The organism is Pseudoduganella sp. R-32, from assembly GCF_049913245.1.
Lineage (GTDB): Bacteria > Pseudomonadota > Gammaproteobacteria > Burkholderiales > Burkholderiaceae_D > Rugamonas.
Map to the genome: position 1 here is coordinate 1,646,237 of NZ_CP183987.1, position 19,509 is coordinate 1,665,745.

Below are 19,509 nucleotides of genomic sequence, written 5' to 3' on the forward strand. Positions count from 1 at the left end.
ATTAGCACTCTCCCTTGGTGAGTGCCAATTGCTGGGATTTTATGGCTCTGATAGCAAAAACACTATCGGCAAAGCGCTATTCCTTGCGTTGGATCAAAGTCAGGATAAGGCGGGCAGGGGCGCGGCTCCGTGCGGGTACGCACTTTCAATTTAGCCTGGAAAGATGACGCTGGACGCAGAGCAGGGCGCCGATCAGGCCGAGGCCGGCGGACAGGGCCAGCAGGCCGGCCGTGCCCAGGGGATCGAGCGGAGCCAGCTGGAATTCGGAGGCATACAGTCTTGCAAACTCTGCAATGGCCCGGTTGAGGGGCTGCAGGGCCAGCGCCACGCCGCCCAGGGCCACGCCGCCGGCACACAGGCCGAGCAGGGCGCCGGTGTAATAGAAGGGGCGGTGGATGAAACTGTCGCTGGCGCCGATCAGCTTGGACACCAGGATTTCTTCGCGCTGGGTCATCACTTGCAGGCGTATGGTATTGAACACTACCGCCACCACCACTGTGGCCAGCGTGGCGGCCAGCAGGAGCAGGGCCAGGCGCAGCACGCCCAGCAGGGCAGCCAGCCGTTTTACCCAGGCCGAATCGACTTGCACCGATTCCACGCCCGGCAGGGCGCGCATCTGGTCGGCGATGCTGTCGATCTTGCTGCCTTCGGCCGCGTCCTGGAAGGCGTTCAGCTTCACCACGTAGCTGTCCGGCAGCGGATTCTCGCCCAGGGTGGCGACCACGTCGGACAAGCCGCTCTTGGCATTGAGCTGTTCCAGCGCTTTTTCGCGCGAAGTGAAGATGATCTTGGCCGTCGGTGCAATGTTGCGCAGCGAGGAGGCCAGCCCGGTGGCCTGTTCGCGCGGCGTGTCGGCCTTGATGAAGACGCTGAGTTCAGGCTCGACCGCCATCTGCTCCGACATCGGCCGTACATTGTCGAGCAAGGTCACGCCCATGAAGGGCAGGGCCAGCGCAATCGCGACCACCAGGATATTGAACAGGAAAGAACCTGGCGCCCGGCGCACGTGCACCAGTGCAGAGCCGAGGGCGAACAGGTGGTGGCGCAGCCAGGTGCTCATGCGGCTTCCCTCATCAGTTCGCCACGTTCGAGATGGATCACGCGTGCCGCGGCGTCCAGGATCTGTTCATCGTGCGAGGAAATCAGGCAAGTCACGCCGACCGAGTGGAAGGCATGCAGCGCATCGATCACCCGGTTGGCGCTGGCGCGGTCCAGGTTGGCGGTCGGCTCGTCGGCCAGGATGATTTGCGGGCGGTTGACGATGGCGCGTGCGATCGACACGCGCTGCTGCTCGCCGCCGGACAGGGCCAGCGGCTGGCCGTCGGCGCGGTCCAGCAAGCCTACCTTGTCGAGGGCGGCCCGGGCACGCTGCTCGGCGGCGGCGCGCGGCGAACCGGTCACCAGCAGCGGCATCATGACATTGGCCAGCACCGAACGGTCGTTCAGCAGGCGTTGCTCCTGGAAGATCAGGCCCAGGTTGCGGCGCAGGAAGGGAATGCCGGCGCGCTTCAGGGCGCCGATGTCCTGGCCGTTCACCAGCACCTTGCCCGAGGTCGGGCGCTCCATGGCGGCAATCATCTTCAGCAGGGTCGACTTGCCGGCGCCGGAAGGGCCGGCAAGGTAGACCAGCTCGCCCTTGGCAATGGTGAAGGAAATGTCGCGCAGCGCGACACCGTCGGGAGAATACTGTTTGCTGACGTGCTGGAATTCGATCATGTAGGCCGCTTATGCGAGCAGTGCTTCAACAAATTCAGCCGCATTGAACGGCTGCAGGTCTTCAATCTTTTCGCCGATGCCGATGAAGTACACCGGAACCGGGCGTACGCGGGCGATGGCGGCCAGGATGCCGCCTTTCGCAGTGCCGTCGAGCTTGGTAATGATCAAGCCCGACAATTGCAGCGCATCGTCGAAAGCCTTCACCTGGGCCAGGGCATTCTGGCCGGTATTGCCGTCGATGACCAGCAGGGTTTCGTGCGGCGCCCCTTCCATGCCTTTGCCGATCACTCGCTTGACCTTCTTCAGCTCTTCCATCAGGTGGAGCTGGGTCGGCAGGCGGCCGGCCGTGTCGATCATCACGACGTTGGTGCCGCGCGCCTTGCCGGACTGCACCGCGTCGAAGGACACGGCCGCCGGGTCGCCCGATTCCTGGGAAATCACGGTCACATTGTTGCGTTGGCCCCACACCATCAGCTGTTCGCGCGCTGCGGCACGGAAAGTGTCGCCGGCAGCCAACAGTACCGATTGGCCGTGGGCTTGCATATGCTTGGCCAGCTTGCCGATGGTGGTGGTCTTGCCGGCGCCGTTGACGCCGGAAATCATCATCACCAGCGGCTGGTGGCGGCCCAGTTCGAATGGCTTTTGCAGCGGCTGGAGCAGGCTGGTCATCAGCTGCTTGAGCGCCTCCTTGACCTGGGCGGCGTCCAGCAGCTTCTCTTCCTTGACTTTGCGCTTGAGCGCGTCAAGCAGGTATTGGGTGGCTTCGACGCCGGCATCGGACATCAGCAGCGCCGCTTCCAGCTCGTCATACAGGTCTTCGTCGATCTTGGCGCCGACGAACAGGATGGACAGGTTGGCGGAGGTCTTCGACAAGCCAGCCTTCAGGCGGCTCATCCAGCCTTGCCTGGGCTCCGGCTTGGCGGCAGTGTCGACTTCGAACGCCAGCGGCGCAGCAGTCTCGGCGCTGGCTGGCGCGGCAGGAGCAGGGGCCGCAGGCGTTGCGGCCGGCGCGGCGGGCGCGGCTTCCGGCGCGACCGGTTTCTTCTTGAAAAAACTGAACATGGACAGGTTGGCAGAGGGTCCTTCAATCGAACCGCGTATTCTACCAGAGGCTAGCTGAGGGCCTGCCGTTGGCGCTGCCGCCATTCCGCGACCGCCGGGCCGATATCGCCCAGTTCACATACCGTCACATGGCTTGGCGGGCGTTTGCGCAAGGCCGGGTTGGTGCCGCCGGCCCAGATCTCCGCCTGTTCCGGCAGGCGGGCCCGCAATTCGCGCAGGCTGTCGTTGACGTGGCGCGGGTTCATGGTGGCGGAAAAGGACAGGGCCACGATGTCGGCTTGCATGGCGCGCGCGCCTTCAACGATGTCCGGCAGCGGGGTCTGAACGCCTAGCGGAATGCAATGCGCTCCCTCGGCGGCGAACATGGCCTCGGCCATCAGCAAGCCCAGGCCGTGGCGCTCCTGGGGCAGGGTGGTCAGCAGGACGCGCGGGCGCGGCGCTCCGCTGCTGTGGTTAACTTGCGGCACCGAGAAGACGGCGCTGCGCAGCACGATCTGCACCGATTCTGCATATAAATGCTCTTCAAATACTGCAAACTGCCCGCAAGCCCAGGCTTCGCCCACCAAAGTGGACAGCGGCGCGACCAGGTTGACGACAAAATTCTTCAAGCCCATGACGAGCATCGCCTGCGTCAGTTTGCGGCGGAATGCTTCCATTTGATGGGTTTTGCAGAGCTCCAGGTAGGATTGCAGCTCGGGATGAGGCAAGCTGGTCTCATCGCGCAGGCTGGAAGCGCTCTTTTGTGCCAGGGCCTGCAACTCATCGGCCGAATAGCCGATGACCTTGCCCGGACGATAGCCGAGATCAATCAATCTCTTGATCAATCTCAATTTAATTACCTGTTCACTTGGATAGACTCGCTCCCCGAATGTATCGCGTTCAGGGCGGGGGAAATCGTAACGGCGTTCCCAGACGCGCAAAGTTTCCTTTGCCAGACCGGTGTCCCGTTCCACGTCACTGATCGTGGATGGAATTGTTACAGAAACCGCACTCGTTTTCATTCGCCGACAGCGCCCCCAGATTGATACGCGACCTGCATTCTAACGCCGAAGTCTGGCACAAAGTTGCATGCGGTGCAGGCTAGTTTCACTATGAAACTGGGGTTCAAACCGCTTGTCCATGACACAACCATGATGCTCTCAGTTTAGCCTCGAAAAGCATCGGAATTGTGAAATATGTCCTGAACAAAAATGTTGAAGCTTGCATAAATTTTGTTCGGTTGCTGTGGCAAAAGGCGCCATCTTGCAATACGTATTACTACGTGAATAGCAGGAAATATTGAGATCATATAAAATGGCGGGCGATCAGCGCCGAAGAGCCCTGGTGATTGATAACAAAGAAAAGGAAGAAGCACATCATGAAGAAGACCCTGATTTCCCTCGCAATCCTCGCAGTATCGGGCAGCGCCTACGCCCAGTCGAACGTAACCATCTTCGGTATCATGGATGCCGGCATCGTGTCCGAACACGGTGGCAAGAACGGTAACGTGACCAAAGTGTCCTCCGGCGTCGCCAATGCATCGCGCATCGGCTTCAAAGGCACCGAAGACCTGGGTGGCGGCCTGTCCGCAGTGTTCCTGCTGGAAGGCGGCATCAAAGGCGACACCGGTGAATCCGACGTGTCCGGTTCCGTATTCCAGCGTCAGGCATACGTAGGCCTGGTGTCGAAATCGGCTGGTACCCTGACTCTGGGCCGCCAGTACACCCCTTGGTACAACGCCTTCGTACAAGTTGGCGATCCGTTCCAGGCTGGCCTGTCCGGTTCGGCCAAGAACATCTTCCCAGCAAACGGCATCAACGTACGTAACAGCAACTCGGTGTACTACAAGTCCCCAGACATGATGGGCGTCACCGCTGAAGTGTTCTACGCTGCCGGCGAACAGAAGGAATCCTCGACCGGCCGTCAACTGGGCGCGTCGATCGGCTACAAGAACGGCGACTTCGAAGGCCGCCTGGCTTACAACAACCGCAACAACGACACCGTTGCCAACAACGTCGTGACCGGTCGTGACATTGGCCACAACACCCTGCTGGCCGTGAACTACGACTTCAAAGTTGTGAAAGCCTTCGCCATGTTCAACGCCAACAAGGGCCTGAACAGCGTTGCATACCCGAACGGCACTGCTTACACCGCAGCTGCAGTGGCTCCTTCGACCGACAGCCGCAACTACCTGCTGGGCGCGACCGTTCCTGTGTCGGCAGCCGGCTCCCTGGTGGCTTCCGTGGCCCGCGCGGATGACCGTGAAGTTGCCAACCGCGATGCTAACCAGTACGCAATCGGCTACCTGCACAAGCTGTCCCCACGCACCACCACCTACATGTCGTACGGCAAGATCAAGAACAAGAACGGCGCTTCCTTCACCGTTGGTAACAACGCTGAATCCGGCTCCGGTGACTCCGCTTACAACGTAGGCATCCGTCACACCTTCTAATCCAGCCTGTTCCTGGTCAAAAACGGCTGCCTCGCGCAGCCGTTTTTTTTTACAATGCTGACATGAAAACTTCCCATCGTATCGGCAGCGCGCTGCTGCTCGCTTCAGTGACTGTCTTGCCGGCTGCGCTGGCGGCCAACAAGGCTGGCGGCCTGCCGCGCTACGGCATGGTGGTCTATTCCGACTTGTGCGTGCATGAAGGCAGCGGCGAATATGGCGGCCAGCGCATCACACTGCAGCGTTTTGCCGAAGTCGATACGGTGATCTACGAGTACACGGCAGGGGGCTTGAGCTGGCCCCTGGTGGCGACCGACGTGAATGTCGACCCGCGCGGCAAGATGATGTACTTCACCGTGCAGGAAGGGGAAGAGGAGCGCACCATCAGCGGCAAGTTCTCGCCCAACGGCGAAACCCTGACGCTGGATGGCGGCTATTGCGACGACCAGTCGCAAGCGATGGTGCTGACGAAAGTGCGCGACTTCAGCCGCACTGCGAAAGCCTGCAAAGCCTGCCCCGCGCCGAAGCGGCGGGGTGCGGATTGATTATTTGCCGGCGGCGACAGCCTGCTTGCGGATGGTGTCGAGGGTGGCGCCTGGAGTGATCAGGTTGCCGTCGTAGCGCAGCTCGATGATGGCCGGCAGGCTTTGCTCGCGGGTGAAGGCGAGGGCGCGTTGCAAGGCCGGGGCGAAGTCTTCGGTGGCCGCAACGGTTTCGCCATGGCCGCCGAAGGCGCGCGCCACTGCGGCGAAGTCCGGGTTGTGCAGCGTGGTGCCGGAGACGCGGCCAGGATATTCGCGCTCCTGGTGCATGCGGATGGTGCCGAACATCTGGTTGTTGAAGACGATGATGATCAAGCCCGCCTTGTACTGCACGGCGGTGGCCAGCTCCTGGCCGTTCATCAGGTATTCGCCGTCGCCTGCAAACGTCACCACGGTGCGCGATGGATCGATGATCTTTGCAGCCACGCCGGACGGCACGGAGTAACCCATGGCGCCGCTGGTGGGCGCGAGCTGGGTGCGCATCTGGCCATACGGCCAGTAGCGGTGCGCCCACGTGGCGTAGTTGCCGGCGCCATTGGTGATGATGGTGTCGGCCGGGCACTGGGCCTTCAGTTCCTGCACCACTTGCCACAGGTTCAGCGGGGCGTTGTTGTCCTTGAAGATCGAGGGCTGCTGCTGCCAGGCGTTATACTCGGCGCGCGCCTGTTCGACGCTGTCGCGCCATGCGCTCGCATCGACCGGCTCCATTGCCGCCAGCATGGCCGCAGCCTGCGGCATGCCGGAAGCGATCATCAACTCGCCCTGGTAGACGCTGCCCAGTTCTTCGGGACTGGCGTGGATGTGCACCAGGCGCTGTTGCGGCACCGGCGAGGCGATGATGGAGTAGCCGCTGGTGGTCATTTCACCGAGGCGCGGGCCGATGGCGATCAGCACGTCGGCTTCTTTCACGCGTGCAGCCAGCTTCGGATTGATGCCGATGCCGACGTCGCCGATGTAGTTCGGGTGGGTGTTGTCCAGCAGGTCCTGGAAACGGAAGGCGCAGCCGACCGGCAGGTGGTTCGCTTCGGCGAACTTGCGGATGTCGGCCGTGGCTTGTTCATTCCAGCCGCCGCCGCCCAGCAGCAGCATCGGGCACTTGGCTTCGGACAGCATCTGGCGCAGTTGCGCCACCTGCGGTGCGGAAGGCGCGCCCTGGGTCGGCACGTAGGCGCGGGTGTCGGCCACGGTGGCTTTGGCGGTCAGCATGTCTTCCGGCAGGGCCAGCACCACGGGGCCTGGACGGCCGCTGGTGGCGACCTGGAAGGCGCGTGCAATGTATTCGGGGATGCGGTCGGCGCGGTCGATCTGGGCTACCCATTTCGCCATCTGGCCGAACATGCGGCGGTAATCGACTTCCTGGAAGGCTTCGCGGTCCATGAAATCGCTGCCGACCTGGCCGATGAACAGGATCATCGGGGTCGAATCCTGGAAGGCTGTATGCACGCCGATCGAGGCATTGGTGGCGCCCGGGCCGCGGGTCACGAAGCAGATGCCTGGCTTGCCGGTCATCTTGCCGTAGGCGTCGGCCATGAAGGCAGCGCCGCCTTCCTGGCGGTTGATGATGAAGCGGATGCCGGATTCGTGCAGGGCGTCCAGCACGTCCAGGTAGCTTTCGCCTGGCACGCCGAAGGCGGTATCGGTGCCGTGGACTTTCAGCGCATCGACCAGGATCTGGCCGCCGGAACGAGGAGTTTGCGTCATGGTACTTGCCTTCTTATACATGGATTTGGCATTCTATGCCTGCGCTGGGGAAATGGCTTTCGGTTTTGCGACACCAATTTATATGGACGAAGGCAGTATTAAAAAAAGGGGACGTACCCCTTTTTTCCGGAAAAGGGGTACGTCCCCTTTTTTATACGCCGCCGCCGATGATGTAGAATATCGCCCGAAGCAAGCCAGACAGCCGCTGGCTCATGTTGCAAGACATGGGCGGGAGGAAGGTCCGGACTCCATAGAGCGGGGTGACGGTTAACGGCCGTCCGCTGAAAGCCAGCAATGGTATAAGGCGAGGAATAGGGCCACAGAGACGAGCGTATTAAGTTACGGTGAAACGCGGTAACCTCCACCTGGTGCAATTTCAAATAGGCACGCGATGATGTTGCTCGCGGAGCGTGCGGGTAGAAAGCTTGAGCGGCGGAGTAATCCGTCGCCTAGAGGAATGGCTGTCATAGCACCTTCGGGTGCCGTAACAAAATCCGGCCTATCGGCTTGCTTCAACTAATTCTTGAGAGATGACTCAATACATCCTCGCCCTGGACCAGGGCACAACCAGTTCGCGCGCCATCCTGTTCAACCACGAGGGCAAAATCGCAGGATGCGCGGCGCAGGAATTCCCCCAGCACTTCCCCCAGCCCGGCTGGGTTGAACACGACGCCAACGAGATCTGGAACAGCCAGATCACCGTGGCCCGCAAGGTCCTGCAGGACTTCGATATCAAAAAGGTGCGTGCCATCGGCATCACCAACCAGCGTGAAACCACCGTGGTGTGGGACCGCAAGACCGGCGAGCCGATTGCGCCGGCCATCGTGTGGCAGGACCGCCGCACTGCCGATTACTGCGAAGAGCTGCGCGCCGCGGGCAAGGCGAAGATGATCTGTGACGCGACCGGCCTTGAGCTGGACGCCTACTTCTCCGCCACCAAGGTCAAATGGATCCTGGACCACGTGCCGGGCGCGCGCGAACGTGCGCGCAAGGGCGCGCTGTGCTTCGGCACCATCGACTCCTGGCTGGCCTGGAAGCTGTGCGGCGTGCACGTCACCGACGTATCGAATGCCTCGCGCACCATGCTGTTCAACATCCACCTGATGCGCTGGGACTCGGACCTGCTGCACCTGTTCGACATCCCCGAAGAAATGCTGCCGCAGGTGGTCTCCTCCAGCGAGGAAGTGGGCGCCACGCGCGACGCGCTGTTCGGCCATGCGATTCCGGTGGCTGGCATCGCCGGCGACCAGCAGGCCGCCACGTTCGGCCAGGCCTGCCACAAGCCGGGCATGGTGAAGAATACCTACGGCACCGGATGCTTCATGCTGATGCACGCAGGCCGCCATCCGCGCACCTCGCACAACCGCCTGCTGTCTACCGTGGGCTGGCGCGTCGACGGCGCCACCGACTACATGCTGGAAGGCTCGGTGTTCATGGGCGGCGCCACCGTGCAATGGCTGCGCGATGGGCTGGGCATCATCCAGCAATCGAGCGACGTGGAGGCGCTGGCCAACAGCGTGCCTGACAGCGGCGGCGTGTTCCTGGTGCCGGCCTTCGTCGGCCTTGGCGCGCCGCACTGGGACCCTTATGCGCGCGGCACCATCGTCGGCCTGACGCGAGGCAGCAACAAGGCCCATATCGCGCGCGCCGCCGTGGAATCGATCGCCTACCAGAGCGCCGAGCTGCTGGCCGCCATGCAGAAGGATGCTTCCATGCCAGTGACGGAAGTGCGCGCCGACGGCGGCGCCGCCCGCAATGACATGCTGATGCAGTTCCAGTCCGACTTGCTGGGCGTGCCCGTGCTGCGCCCGAAAGTCACCGAAACGACAGCGTTGGGCGCGGCCTACCTGGCCGGCCTGGCTGTCGGCTTCTGGGAGTCGCAGGAAGAAATCGCCACGCAATGGGCCTGCGAGCGCCGCTTCACGCCAAACATGGGGGATGACCAGCGGGCCGAGTTGCTGGCAAAATGGAATCGCGCCACAGAGCGCGCCAAAGCTTGGGAGACACCTTTATGATGGACCGTCCGTGGAACGTGGAGCTGGACGCGATCGAGAAACTGTTCGACGCGATGACTGAAGTAGCCTTCTTCGTGAAGGATCGCGATGGCCGCTATGTGGCCGTCAACAACACGCTGGCGCGCCGCTGCGGGCTGCGCAACAAGTCCGACATCCTCGGCAAGACGGTGATGGACGTGCATCCGCGCCCGCTCGCCGCCGCCTATGAGGCGCAGGACCGGCAGGTGATCGACATGGGCGCCACCATCGAAAAGCACCTGGAGCTGCACCTGTACCCGAACCGCCGCCGCGGCTGGTGCCTGACCCATAAAGCCCCGCTGCGCAACGAGCAGGGCGATATCGTCGGCCTGGTCGGCACCTCGCACGACCTCGGCCTGGTCGATGAACAGCACCCGGTGTACCGCCAGGTGGCGCGCATTGCGCAGCGCATCCGCGAGAACTTCCACATGCAGCTGAACCTGGCCGACCTGGCGCGCGAGGAAGGCCTGTCGCTGGCGCGCGTGGAGCGCCTGTTCCAGAAGGTCTTCCATTACAGCCCGCGCCAGCTGCTGCTGCAATCGCGGCTGGAAGGCGCGCTGGCGCTGATTGAAGCCTACCCTGGCCGCAGCATCGCCGAGATCGCGCGCGAATGCGGCTATACCGACCACAGCGCCTTCAGCCGCCAGTTCAAGGCGATGACGGGTTATACGCCAAGCCAGTTCCGAACCGGCTCCGGCGCGCGTCCGCCTGTGGCTTTTTCGCCCATCGCCTGTGCAGTTCACGTTGCCTGACGCAGCGAAATCACCATAACGGCGCGCACGATTGAAGCCGCGCCGCCTCTCCTCGATAGCATGGGCGCTCCCATTACTATAAAGAAGAGGTGGAGATCATGATGTTGAAAGCAATCGGCGCAGCAGCCCTGCTGCTCGCCGCGCAAGCCCACGCGGACAGCGGCGACAAGCTGCACCAGCCGCCCGCACCGCACCAGCGGCAAACCCTGCCGCCGACGGTGGAGCAAAGCAAATACGACCTAGCGCCGACGCGCAAGCCGCGCAACGACCTGATGCCGCGCAACCTGAAGACCAGCATGACGCTCATGTCCGCAACGCCGCAGTGCAAGGACATGAACACCCTGGCCAGCTACAGCGGCGCCGCGCTGGCCGAATACGTGGCCACGCTGCCAGACTACGAGTGCACCTATCCCTTGTTCTCCGCCGCGCCGGCGCTGGCCGCCAGCATCTATTCCAGCGCCAACGTGAGCGCCGTCGCCAGCCGCCTGGCCAGCGAAGCGGCCAGCTACAACGGCACCAACATGAAGCTGGTGAACCTGGTGCTTTACCTGCGCGCCGGCTATTACCAGGCCAGCGGCGGCACCATTCCTGCGCTGACCGAATCGGTGCGTGCCCCGCTGCGCATGGCCATCCATGGCCTGGTGCAGGGCAACGGCCTGTACGCCAACAACACCGTGGCGCCGACCACCGCTGGCGAAACATGGAAGCTGGTCACCAATATGCACGACGAGGTGCAGTTCCTGCCGGACGCGAAAGCGACCGTGGCGCGCTTCACCAATACCTCGGCCAGGCCGACTGCGGCGGAAGCGCTGAAGCAGGACAGCGCCGGCGGCGGCATGACCGGCGCGCTGACCGTGCTGTTCCGCGGCCATACATCGCCGGATGTCGGCACCACGCTGTCGAACGACATCTCCTACGCCAACACGCTGTACGCCTTCATCACCAACAACAAGTCGGCGCTGCTGAACTCCAATGCCGGCTACCAGCTGACCGATGCCTCGAACGAGACTTTCCGCTTCATGCAGTACGCCGGCCTGAAGCCGCAAGTGAAACCGATGGTACAGAACACGCTGAACACCAGCACCATGCTGGGCGCCGACAGCGGCATGTGGCTGGCGGCGGCGCAAGCGGTCAAGTACTACGACTACAGCAATTGCGCGCAGTACGGCGTGTGCAATTACGAAGCCCAGCTGGCCAATGCCGTGCTGAAGACCAGCTACAACTGCAGCCCGACCCTGCGCCTGCGCGCACAGGACGTGACCCAGGCGCAGGTGCAGGAAATCTGCTCCGCACTGGCGACGGAAGAGGGATATGCCCACACCATGCTGCAGACCAACCGCACCCCGGTGGCGCACGACAACAACACCGCGCTGGAACTGGTGGTGTTCGACGACTACGCCAACTACAGCAAGTACGCCGGCGTGATCTACGGTATCGACACCAACAACGGCGGCATGTACCTGGAAGGCGATCCTTCCGTGGCCGGCAACCAGGCGCGCTTCATTGCCCACGAGGCTTCGTGGCTGCGCCCGACCTTCAAGGTGTGGAACCTGGAGCACGAGTTTGTTCACTACATCGACGGCCGCTTCGACATGTACGGCGACTTCGGCCAAGGCACTTCCGTGCCGACCGTGTGGTGGATCGAAGGTATCGCGGAATACCTGTCGCTGAAGAATAACAACCAGCCGGCCATCGACATGGCGCGCAGCCGCAAGTACCGCCTGAGCGACATCTTCGGCAATACCTACTCGATGTCCGACTACCAGGACCGCGCCTACCGCTGGGGCTATATGGCGGCGCGCTTCATGGTCGAGCGTCACCGTTCCGACGTGGACCAGGTGCTGGCCAAGTTCCGTGTCGGCGACTACGCGCGCTACAACGACTTCATGCGCGACATCGGCACCCGCTACGACAGCGAGTTCACCGCCTGGGCCGACGCGGCCACCACGGCCGGCGAACCACCGCTGCCTGACAGCGTATCCAACCTGCCGACCTGCAGCGGCCAGGCTTCGCCAACTTACCTTGGCAAGAACTGCGCCATCCGCAACCTGTCTTCCAGTTCGCGCACCTACCTGCACCTGATCGTGCCGGCCGGGGCGAAAAACCTGAAGATCATGAGCGCGGGCGGCAGTGGCAATATGGACATGTACGTGGCCCTGAACCGCTACCCGACCACCGCGTCCTATGATGTCGCCTCGACCAACTCGGGCAATGCGGAAAATATCAGCATCCCAAGCCCGGTCGCCAACCAGTGGTATTACATCACGCTGGAAGCGAAGCAGCCGTTCAGCGGCGTCACGGTAGGCGTCACTTACGAGTGAGAAGCATCGCAAGCCGTATAATGTAGGCAAGCGGCGACCACGCCATTTGTCTATACAAGTTGCCGCCCAGTCCACGCTGGGCGGCATTGTTCTTTTGAGGGTAGAAATCGCGCGCAAAGCGCGGCAGGCAGTCATTCCCCCGGTTATCGGGTCTACGGCACTTGTTGTTAAATTGATAAAGTGTCGTTGTCTTCAGGCAACCAATCGCTGATTTGCAAATTTATTTTTAGTCATTTTTACAGCGTTTGGCCAGCCCTGCACGTGAAGTAGCACTTTCAGTATCTTTCATAAGTCCCTAATTTCTCAATGGTTTTTACTTCGGCTATTTCTCAAGGAATGCCGCTAAGTCCTTAATTTCATTGGACAAATCGCTGTTTTCGCTTGGGAAAATCGCTTGACCGCCTTGTGAGCATCCTCTAAAGTGGGCGATAGTGTGAAAAAGTGTAGTTTTGTGGGATTTTTTAGATAAGGTTAAGTCGTGTTCCAAGGCGCGTCCGCGATCACATTAGATGCGAAAGGCAGGATGTCCATCCCGGCCAAGCATCGTGACGCACTGATGATCCAGTGTGAAGGACGCCTCACGCTTACCAAACACCCGGACGGTTGCCTGTTGATGTACCCGCGCCACGTCTGGGAAGCCAAGCGCGACCAGATCGCCTCGTGGCCGATGTCGGCCCGCGGCTGGCAGCGCATCCTGCTGGGCAATGCCGCCGACGTCGAGATGGATTCGGCCGGCCGCATCCTCGTTGCCCCTGAACTGCGCGACGCTGTCGGCCTTGGCCGCGAAGTCGTGCTGTCCGGCATGCTGACCCACTTCGAGATCTGGGATCCGGTCAAGCGCGCCGAAAACGAGCAAGCCACCATCGAGGTGGGCATGCCCGATACCCTGTCCGATTTCTCCTTCTGAGGCCTGGTTCAATATGACGACGACCTCGGTGCCAGAATTCCAGCATCGTACGGTGCTGTTAGATGAAGCGGTGGATGCGCTCGACCTGGAGGGCGCGCGCGCCAACGGCATCTATATAGATGGCACCTTCGGCCGCGGCGGCCATAGCCGCCTGATCCTGTCCCGACTGGGACCGGAAGCCCGCCTGATCGCCTTCGACAAAGACCTGCAAGCTATCGCCAACGCCGAAACCATCGGCGACAAGCGTTTCACCATCGTGCATGACAGCTTCGCCACCATGGCGGATGCGCTGGCCGAACGCGGCATTCCCGCCGTCGACGGCATTTTGCTGGACCTCGGCATCTCGTCACCACAAGTGGACGATGCTGCGCGCGGCTTCAGCTTCCGCAACGATGGCCCGCTCGACATGCGCATGGATACCACGCGCGGTATCTCCGCTGCCGAGTGGCTGGCCACGGAATCAGAAAAAACACTGGAAAAGGTGATAAGGGATTATGGGGAAGAACGGTTTGCTTTTCAGATTGCAAAGGCGATTGTTGCTCGCCGGGCAGTCGAGCCAATTTCAAGCACACGACAGCTTGCCGGTATCGTGGCAGGCGCGGTCAAGACTCGCGAGAAGGGCAAAGATCCGGCCACCCGCACCTTTCAGGCTATCCGGATTTTCGTCAATAAAGAGCTTGAGGACCTCGAATCGGCCCTGAGCCAGGCCTTCGACGCCCTGAAGCCGGGCGGCATCCTGGCCATCATCAGCTTCCATTCGCTGGAAGACCGCATGGTCAAGCAGTTCCTCGCCTCCAAGGCCAAGGTGGAGCAGCCGGACCGGCGCCTGCCGATCAAGGCGGCCGACCTGCCGCAGCCGGAGCTGAAACTGCTGGCCCGTATCAAGCCCTCCGACAAAGAGGTGGATGAAAACCCGCGCGCCCGTTCGGCCGTGATGCGGGTTGCCATGCGCCTGCCTTCCACCGGGGGCGTACCTTGAGCAACAAGGTCAATATCGTGTTGACGGCATTGCTGGTCGCATGCGGCCTTTCGGCCGTTAACGCGCAATACCAGGCGCGCCACCTGTTCGTGGACAAGGAGCGCGCCGAAGCGCAGGCGCGCCAGCTCGATACCGAGTGGGCCCAGCTCCAGCTCGACCAGTCGACGCTGGGCAAGCACGCCCGTATCGAGGAAATCGCACGCCGCGAACTGAACATGACCCAGCTCACGCCGAACCGCACCCAATACCTGACGGAGGGCGAAAAATGATGCGCTCCAGCGGTGGAACCGGATCGGCACGCGTGGCACGCTCGCAGGGCGTGGCCTTCTCGAAGAGCCCTGTATTGGCGGTGCGCCTGCCAAGCTGGCGCTCGCGCGTCGTGCTGTTCGGGATGTTCATCGCCTTCGGCGCGCTGGCAGCGCGGGCGGTCTGGCTGCAGGGTACTTCCAGCCAGCAGCAGTTCCTGCAGAAGGAAGGCGCCAACCGCTACCAGCGCACGCAGGAATTGCCGGCCGTGCGCGGCAAGATCACCGACCGCAACGGCCAGGTGCTGGCTTCGTCCATTCCCGTGCGCGCCATCTGGGCCGCGCCGGAAGAACTGCTGGCCGCGCCAAAAGAAAAAATCCGCGCCCTGGCCGGCCTGCTGGAAATGAGCGAAGCCGAACTGCGCAAGAAGCTCGATTCCGACCGCAACCTGGTCTACCTGAAGCGCCAGGTCGAGGTGGAAACCGCCGACAAGATCAAGGCGCTCGACCTGGACGGCATGGATATCCGCCCTGAATACAAGCGCTTCTACCCGCAAGGCGAGGTGATGACCCACCTGGTCGGCTTCACCAACGTCGACGACAAGGGGCAGGAATCGATGGAGCTGGCGCAGCAGGCCAACCTGGTCGGCAAGCCCGGCTCGCGCCGCGTCATCAAGGATGGCCGCGGCCACATCGTGGAAGATATCGGCGGCAAGGTCGAGCCGCATAACGGCAAGGACGTGGTGCTGTCGGTGGACAGCAAGATCCAGTACATCGCCTACACCCAGTTGAAGGCGGCCGTGGAGCACTTCGGCGCCAAGGCTGGCGGCGCCGTGGTGCTGGACGTGCATACCGGCGAAGTGCTGGCGCTGGCCAACTTCCCGAGTTACGACCCGAACGACCGCCGCAAACTCACAGGCGCGCAGCTGCGCAACCGAGTGATGACCGACACCTTCGAGCCAGGTTCCACGCTGAAGCCGATCACGGTGGCGCTTGCCCTGGACAGTGGGCGCGTCAAGCCGGGCACCTTCATCGATACCGGCGGCGGCAAGCTGACCATCGCCGACCGAACGATTTCCGATACCAAGGCGCACGGCGTGATCAATGTGGGGCAGATCATCGAAATGTCCTCGAATATCGGCACGTCGAAGATCGCGCTGAGCATGCCGGCCCAGGATATGTGGGAGATGTTCACCAAGGTCGGCTTCGGCCAGCAGCCCAAGTGGGGATTCCCCGGGGCTGTGGCGGGAAGGGTGCGGCCCTATAAATCCTGGCGGCCGATTGAGCAGGCGACCATGAGTTACGGTAACGGTATCTCGGTGTCGCTGATACAGCTGGCGCGGTCTTACATGATGTTTGCACGGAATGGTGACACCATTCCTTTGTCGTTTGAGAAGGTCGATAAAGAGCCGCTGGGCCAGCAGATCATCAAGCCCCAGACTGCCGCGCAGATGCGCGAGATGCTGGAGTCCGTGGTGTCGGGCAAGGACGGTACTGCCAAGAAGGCGCAGATTCCGGGCTACCGCGTGGGTGGCAAGACCGGCACCGCCTACAAGGTGGAGAACGGCCGCTATGCGATGCCGCGCAAGTACATCGGTTCCTTCGTCGGCATGGTGCCGATGTCGGCGCCGCGCTTCATCATTGCAGTCATGATCGACGAACCGACCCAGAACGGCCACTTTGGCGGCTCGGTCGCAGCACCAACTTTCGCGGCTGTCGCAATCAACGCATTGCGCGCCTCCAATGTGCCTCCTGACTCCAACGTCACCGAAATCGTGGTGCCGGCGGATACCGGACCGGAGGCCATGTAAATGACGACGATGAACCATCAAGAAATTATCAGCTGGATGCGCGAAGCTGCACCAGACGCACAACTGGCATCCGACTCGCGCCGCATCAAGCCCGGCGACGTGTTCTTTGCCTATCCGGGCGACGCCAAGGATGGCCGCACTTTCATTTCCGCAGCCATCGCCAACGGCGCCGCTGCCGTGGTGTACGACGACACCGATTACGCCTGGGATGCCGCGCCGGATTTACCACATGAGGTGCCGCACCTCGCTGTGCCGGGCCTGAAAAAACAGGCCGGCCCGATCGCGCACGCCTGGTACGGCCAGCCCGATGCGAGCATGTTCACTGTGGCCGTTACCGGCACCAATGGCAAGACCTCCTGCGCGGTGTGGACCGGACAGGCGCTGGCGAAGGTCGGCGAAACGACCGCCGTGATCGGCACGCTGGGCGTCGGCATGTTCCGCGCCCGCGGCGAAGTGGAATTCGACGAAACCGGCTACACCACGCCGGATGCGGTACTTCTGGCACGCAAGCTGAAGGACGTGCACGCCGACGGCGCCAATGCGCTCGCCATCGAAGCTTCATCCATCGGCCTGCACCAGGGCCGCACCGAAGGCATGCACTTCGACGTCGCGATCTTCACCAACCTGACGCGCGACCACCTGGACTACCACGGCGACGAAGCCAACTACGAAGCAGCCAAGACGATTTTGTTCGACTGGCCCGGCCTGAAGCACGCCGTGGTGAACCTGGACGACCCGATGGGCCATCGCCTGGTCGCGCACATCAAGGCGTCCAAGGCGGCACGCAAGCCGGCCATCATTGGCTACACGCTGAAAGACATCAAGGCCCAGCCGAACGTGCCGGGTATTTCGATGCTGCGAGCCAGCTCGCTGCGCAGCCGCAACCTGGGTACCGAATTCAACCTCGATTCCACCTTCGGCCACGCCCATGTGCGCACCCAGCTGGTTGGGCCGTTCAACGTGAGCAATGCACTGGCCGTGCTGGCCGCGCTGCTGGCGAAAGGCATTGCCTTCCGTACCGCCATTGACGGCATCGAATCGCTGCAGCCGGCCCCGGGCCGCATGCAGCAGATTGGCGGCCAGGAGGCGCCGATGGTCGTGATCGACTACGCCCATACGCCGGATGCGCTGGAAAAAACGCTGGAAGCCCTGCGCTCCGTGGCGTCCGACCGTGGCGGCCACCTGTGGTGCGTGTTCGGTTGCGGCGGCGACCGCGATCCTGGAAAGCGCCCGCAAATGGGCAGGATTTCGCAGATGGCCGAGCATGTACTCGTCACCAGCGACAACCCGCGCAGTGAAGATCCGGCCGACATCATTCGCCAGATCGTGGCGGGCATGGACGCCAACCATCCGAATTCCGAGTTCATGGCAGTGGAAGATCGCGCCGCGGCAATCCTGTCCGCTGTGCGCAACGCCGGCAAGGCGGATGTGATCCTGCTGGCAGGGAAGGGCCATGAGCCCTACCAGGAAATCAAGGGCCGCAAGATGCCGTTCTCGGATGCCGAGCACGCGCAGCTTGCCTTGTCTGCACGCCTGACCATGATGAGGCCGCACTGATGCGCAGCACGCTCGCCCACATCCTGCCGGCATTGACCGGCGCGCACCTGCACCATGGCGTCCTGTCCAGCGAGGCTGCACTGGCGCTCGACTTCGACGGCGTGTCGACCGACACCCGCACGGTCGGCGCTGGCCAGTTGTTTGTTGCGCTGCGCGGCGAGGTATTCGACGCCCACGACTTCCTGCAGCAGGTGGTCGACAAGGGCGTGGTCGCCGTCGTCGTGGAAAAGCTGCCGGAGGGGTGGACCCTGCCTGCCATCGTGGTGCCGGACACCCTGGTGGCGCTGGGCCAGATCGCCAACTACTGGCGCAGACAGTTTGCGCTGCCACTGGTATGCGTGACCGGTTCGAACGGCAAGACCACCGTCAAGGAGATGATCGCCTCGATCCTGGCCGCCGCCCATGGCGAAGAGGGCCGGCTGGCGACGCGCGGCAACCTGAATAACGAAATCGGCGTGCCGTTGACGCTGTTCCGCCTCAATGCTTCGCACCGTTCCGCCGTGGTGGAACTGGGCATGAACCATCCGGGCGAGATTGGCCGCCTCAGCGCGATTGCCGCACCGACGATCGGCATGGTGAACAACGCCCAGCGCGAGCACCAGGAATTCATGCACACGGTCGAAGCGGTGGCGCGCGAGAATGGCAGCGTGCTGGCGGCATTGCCGGGCGACGGCGTGGCCGTGTTCCCGCATGGCGACGAGTTCACACCGGTCTGGCATGAGTTGTCCGCCGGCCGCCGCGTGCTGACCTTCGGCCTCGACGCCGCTGCCAACGTGAGCTGCACCTTCACCGCCAACGACTTCGGCGCCGAGCTGGAAGTGACGCTGCGCCCTGCGGCAACCGAGCAGCCTGCCGGCCATGGCGCCGCCGCATCCTTCGCTGCGCCGGATGCCGTGCCGCGCCACTTCAGCGTGTCGCTGCAGGCCGCTGGCGAGCACAACGTGCGCAACGCGCTGGCCGCGATTGCCTGCACCTATGCCGCCGGCATCGACACTTCCACCATTCGCACTGGGCTGGAAGCTTTCGCGCCAGTGAACGGACGCCTGCAGAAAAAGCAGGCCGCCAACGGTGCACTGCTGATCGACGACACGTATAACGCCAACCCGGACTCCGTGCGCGCCGCCATCGACGTGCTGGCCAAGGCAAAAGCGCCACGCGTGCTGGTGCTCGGCGATATGGGGGAAGTCGGCACGCAGGGCAAGGAATTCCACGAAGAGGTGGCAGCCTATGCCGCCAGCAAAGGCATTGAGCACGTGCTGGCGACAGGCGAACTGGCGGCGCATATGGCGCCGCACGCAAAGCACTATAAAGAATTCGACGCGCTGCTGCAGGCCGTAAGTGCTGCAGTAACGCCGGATACAACCGTATTGATCAAGGGCTCCCGCTTCATGAAGATGGAACGGGTCGTGCAGCATTTGATTGGATCGCAACACGCTACAAAGGAAACACACTAAT

At 62.5% G+C, this 19,509-nt stretch carries 16 protein-coding genes and 1 other RNA gene; 12 read left to right on the top strand and 5 right to left on the bottom strand.

Features of this window, described 5'->3' with window-relative positions:
* Positions 1-145 precede the first annotated feature (145 nt).
* Genes ftsX through ACN9MU_RS07790 form a run of 4 tightly spaced genes read right to left on the bottom strand, consistent with a single transcriptional unit; the run spans position 146 to position 3,779 of the window.
* A complete protein-coding gene (gene ftsX / locus ACN9MU_RS07775) occupies positions 146-1,060 on the bottom strand; it encodes a permease-like cell division protein FtsX (RefSeq protein ID WP_426169275.1) in 915 nt (304 codons plus the stop codon).
* Positions 1,057-1,716, bottom strand: a complete 660-nt coding sequence (locus tag ACN9MU_RS07780; RefSeq protein ID WP_426169278.1) for a cell division ATP-binding protein FtsE — start codon at positions 1,714-1,716, stop codon at positions 1,057-1,059. Before ACN9MU_RS07780 ends, ftsX begins: the two co-directional genes overlap by 4 nt.
* A 9-nt stretch (positions 1,717-1,725) precedes the next feature.
* Complete coding sequence (gene ftsY, locus ACN9MU_RS07785; RefSeq protein WP_426344388.1) at positions 1,726-2,778, bottom strand: signal recognition particle-docking protein FtsY; 1,053 nt, start codon at positions 2,776-2,778, stop codon at positions 1,726-1,728.
* A gap of 50 nt (positions 2,779-2,828) precedes the next feature.
* Positions 2,829-3,779 carry a MerR family transcriptional regulator gene (locus ACN9MU_RS07790; protein ID WP_426344389.1) on the bottom strand — a complete coding sequence of 317 codons (951 nt, stop codon included), beginning with the start codon at positions 3,777-3,779 and terminating at the stop codon, positions 2,829-2,831.
* 356 nt (positions 3,780-4,135) lie between these two features.
* On the opposite strand from ACN9MU_RS07790, the gene ACN9MU_RS07795 reads away from it, so the two are divergent.
* Both ACN9MU_RS07795 and ACN9MU_RS07800 read left to right on the top strand, forming a co-directional pair.
* The gene (locus tag ACN9MU_RS07795; protein ID WP_426344390.1) at positions 4,136-5,209 is read left to right on the top strand and encodes a porin; all 1,074 of its coding nucleotides are present in this window, start codon (positions 4,136-4,138) and stop codon (positions 5,207-5,209) included.
* A 62-nt stretch (positions 5,210-5,271) separates the two neighbouring features.
* A complete protein-coding gene (locus ACN9MU_RS07800) occupies positions 5,272-5,751 on the top strand; it encodes a hypothetical protein (RefSeq protein ID WP_426344391.1) in 480 nt (159 codons plus the stop codon).
* On the opposite strand, the gene ACN9MU_RS07805 is transcribed toward ACN9MU_RS07800, so the two are convergent.
* Complete coding sequence (locus ACN9MU_RS07805) at positions 5,752-7,449, bottom strand: thiamine pyrophosphate-binding protein (RefSeq protein ID WP_426344392.1); 1,698 nt, start codon at positions 7,447-7,449, stop codon at positions 5,752-5,754. It lies immediately after the preceding gene.
* Between the two features lie 186 nt (positions 7,450-7,635).
* On the opposite strand from ACN9MU_RS07805, the gene rnpB reads away from it, so the two are divergent.
* The 10 genes from rnpB (at position 7,636) to ACN9MU_RS07855 (ending at position 19,508) form a co-directional block, all read left to right on the top strand.
* An RNA gene (gene rnpB, locus ACN9MU_RS07810) (RNase P RNA component class A) lies at positions 7,636-7,967 on the top strand.
* A 12-nt stretch (positions 7,968-7,979) separates the two neighbouring features.
* Positions 7,980-9,464 (top strand): glycerol kinase GlpK, encoded by a 1,485-nt coding sequence (gene glpK, locus ACN9MU_RS07815; RefSeq protein WP_426344393.1) that lies wholly within the window; start codon positions 7,980-7,982, stop codon positions 9,462-9,464.
* Complete coding sequence (locus ACN9MU_RS07820) at positions 9,461-10,234, top strand: PAS domain-containing protein (RefSeq protein WP_426169299.1); 774 nt, start codon at positions 9,461-9,463, stop codon at positions 10,232-10,234. Before glpK ends, ACN9MU_RS07820 begins: the two co-directional genes overlap by 4 nt.
* A gap of 98 nt (positions 10,235-10,332) precedes the next feature.
* A complete protein-coding gene (locus ACN9MU_RS07825; protein ID WP_426344394.1) occupies positions 10,333-12,555 on the top strand; it encodes a collagenase in 2,223 nt (740 codons plus the stop codon).
* Positions 12,556-13,033: 478 nt separating this feature from the next.
* Positions 13,034-13,462 (top strand): division/cell wall cluster transcriptional repressor MraZ, encoded by a 429-nt coding sequence (gene mraZ / locus ACN9MU_RS07830; protein ID WP_057261932.1) that lies wholly within the window; start codon positions 13,034-13,036, stop codon positions 13,460-13,462.
* A 13-nt stretch (positions 13,463-13,475) separates the two neighbouring features.
* Complete coding sequence (rsmH, locus tag ACN9MU_RS07835; protein WP_426169305.1) at positions 13,476-14,441, top strand: 16S rRNA (cytosine(1402)-N(4))-methyltransferase RsmH; 966 nt, start codon at positions 13,476-13,478, stop codon at positions 14,439-14,441.
* Positions 14,438-14,710, top strand: coding sequence for a cell division protein FtsL (gene ftsL, locus ACN9MU_RS07840; protein ID WP_130315381.1), 273 nt, complete (start codon positions 14,438-14,440; stop codon positions 14,708-14,710). The genes rsmH and ftsL overlap by 4 nt, the downstream gene beginning before the upstream one ends.
* Complete coding sequence (locus tag ACN9MU_RS07845) at positions 14,710-16,497, top strand: peptidoglycan D,D-transpeptidase FtsI family protein (RefSeq protein ID WP_426172138.1); 1,788 nt, start codon at positions 14,710-14,712, stop codon at positions 16,495-16,497. Before ftsL ends, ACN9MU_RS07845 begins: the two co-directional genes overlap by 1 nt.
* Positions 16,498-18,054, top strand: a complete 1,557-nt coding sequence (locus tag ACN9MU_RS07850; protein ID WP_426169307.1) for a UDP-N-acetylmuramoyl-L-alanyl-D-glutamate--2,6-diaminopimelate ligase — start codon at positions 16,498-16,500, stop codon at positions 18,052-18,054. It begins immediately after the preceding gene.
* Entirely contained in the window at positions 18,054-19,508 is a 1,455-nt protein-coding gene (locus tag ACN9MU_RS07855; protein WP_426169310.1) for a UDP-N-acetylmuramoyl-tripeptide--D-alanyl-D-alanine ligase, read from the top strand. The genes ACN9MU_RS07850 and ACN9MU_RS07855 overlap by 1 nt, the downstream gene beginning before the upstream one ends.
* Position 19,509 lies beyond the last annotated feature (1 nt).

Bases quoted from the DNA above. Each gene is read 5' to 3' on its own strand.
- ftsX (WP_426169275.1), bottom strand. From the start codon at position 1,060: ATGAGCACCTGGCTGCGCCACCACCTGTTCGCCCTCGGCTCTGCACTG.
- ACN9MU_RS07780 (WP_426169278.1), bottom strand. From the start codon at position 1,716: ATGATCGAATTCCAGCACGTCAGCAAACAGTATTCTCCCGACGGTGTC.
- ftsY (WP_426344388.1), bottom strand. From the start codon at position 2,778: ATGTTCAGTTTTTTCAAGAAGAAACCGGTCGCGCCGGAAGCCGCGCCC.
- ACN9MU_RS07790 (WP_426344389.1), bottom strand. From the start codon at position 3,779: ATGAAAACGAGTGCGGTTTCTGTAACAATTCCATCCACGATCAGTGAC.
- ACN9MU_RS07795 (WP_426344390.1), top strand. From the start codon at position 4,136: ATGAAGAAGACCCTGATTTCCCTCGCAATCCTCGCAGTATCGGGCAGC.
- ACN9MU_RS07800 (WP_426344391.1), top strand. From the start codon at position 5,272: ATGAAAACTTCCCATCGTATCGGCAGCGCGCTGCTGCTCGCTTCAGTG.
- ACN9MU_RS07805 (WP_426344392.1), bottom strand. From the start codon at position 7,449: ATGACGCAAACTCCTCGTTCCGGCGGCCAGATCCTGGTCGATGCGCTG.
- glpK (WP_426344393.1), top strand. From the start codon at position 7,980: ATGACTCAATACATCCTCGCCCTGGACCAGGGCACAACCAGTTCGCGC.
- ACN9MU_RS07820 (WP_426169299.1), top strand. From the start codon at position 9,461: ATGATGGACCGTCCGTGGAACGTGGAGCTGGACGCGATCGAGAAACTG.
- ACN9MU_RS07825 (WP_426344394.1), top strand. From the start codon at position 10,333: ATGATGTTGAAAGCAATCGGCGCAGCAGCCCTGCTGCTCGCCGCGCAA.
- rsmH (WP_426169305.1), top strand. From the start codon at position 13,476: ATGACGACGACCTCGGTGCCAGAATTCCAGCATCGTACGGTGCTGTTA.
- ACN9MU_RS07845 (WP_426172138.1), top strand. From the start codon at position 14,710: ATGCGCTCCAGCGGTGGAACCGGATCGGCACGCGTGGCACGCTCGCAG.
- ACN9MU_RS07850 (WP_426169307.1), top strand. From the start codon at position 16,498: ATGACGACGATGAACCATCAAGAAATTATCAGCTGGATGCGCGAAGCT.
- ACN9MU_RS07855 (WP_426169310.1), top strand. From the start codon at position 18,054: ATGCGCAGCACGCTCGCCCACATCCTGCCGGCATTGACCGGCGCGCAC.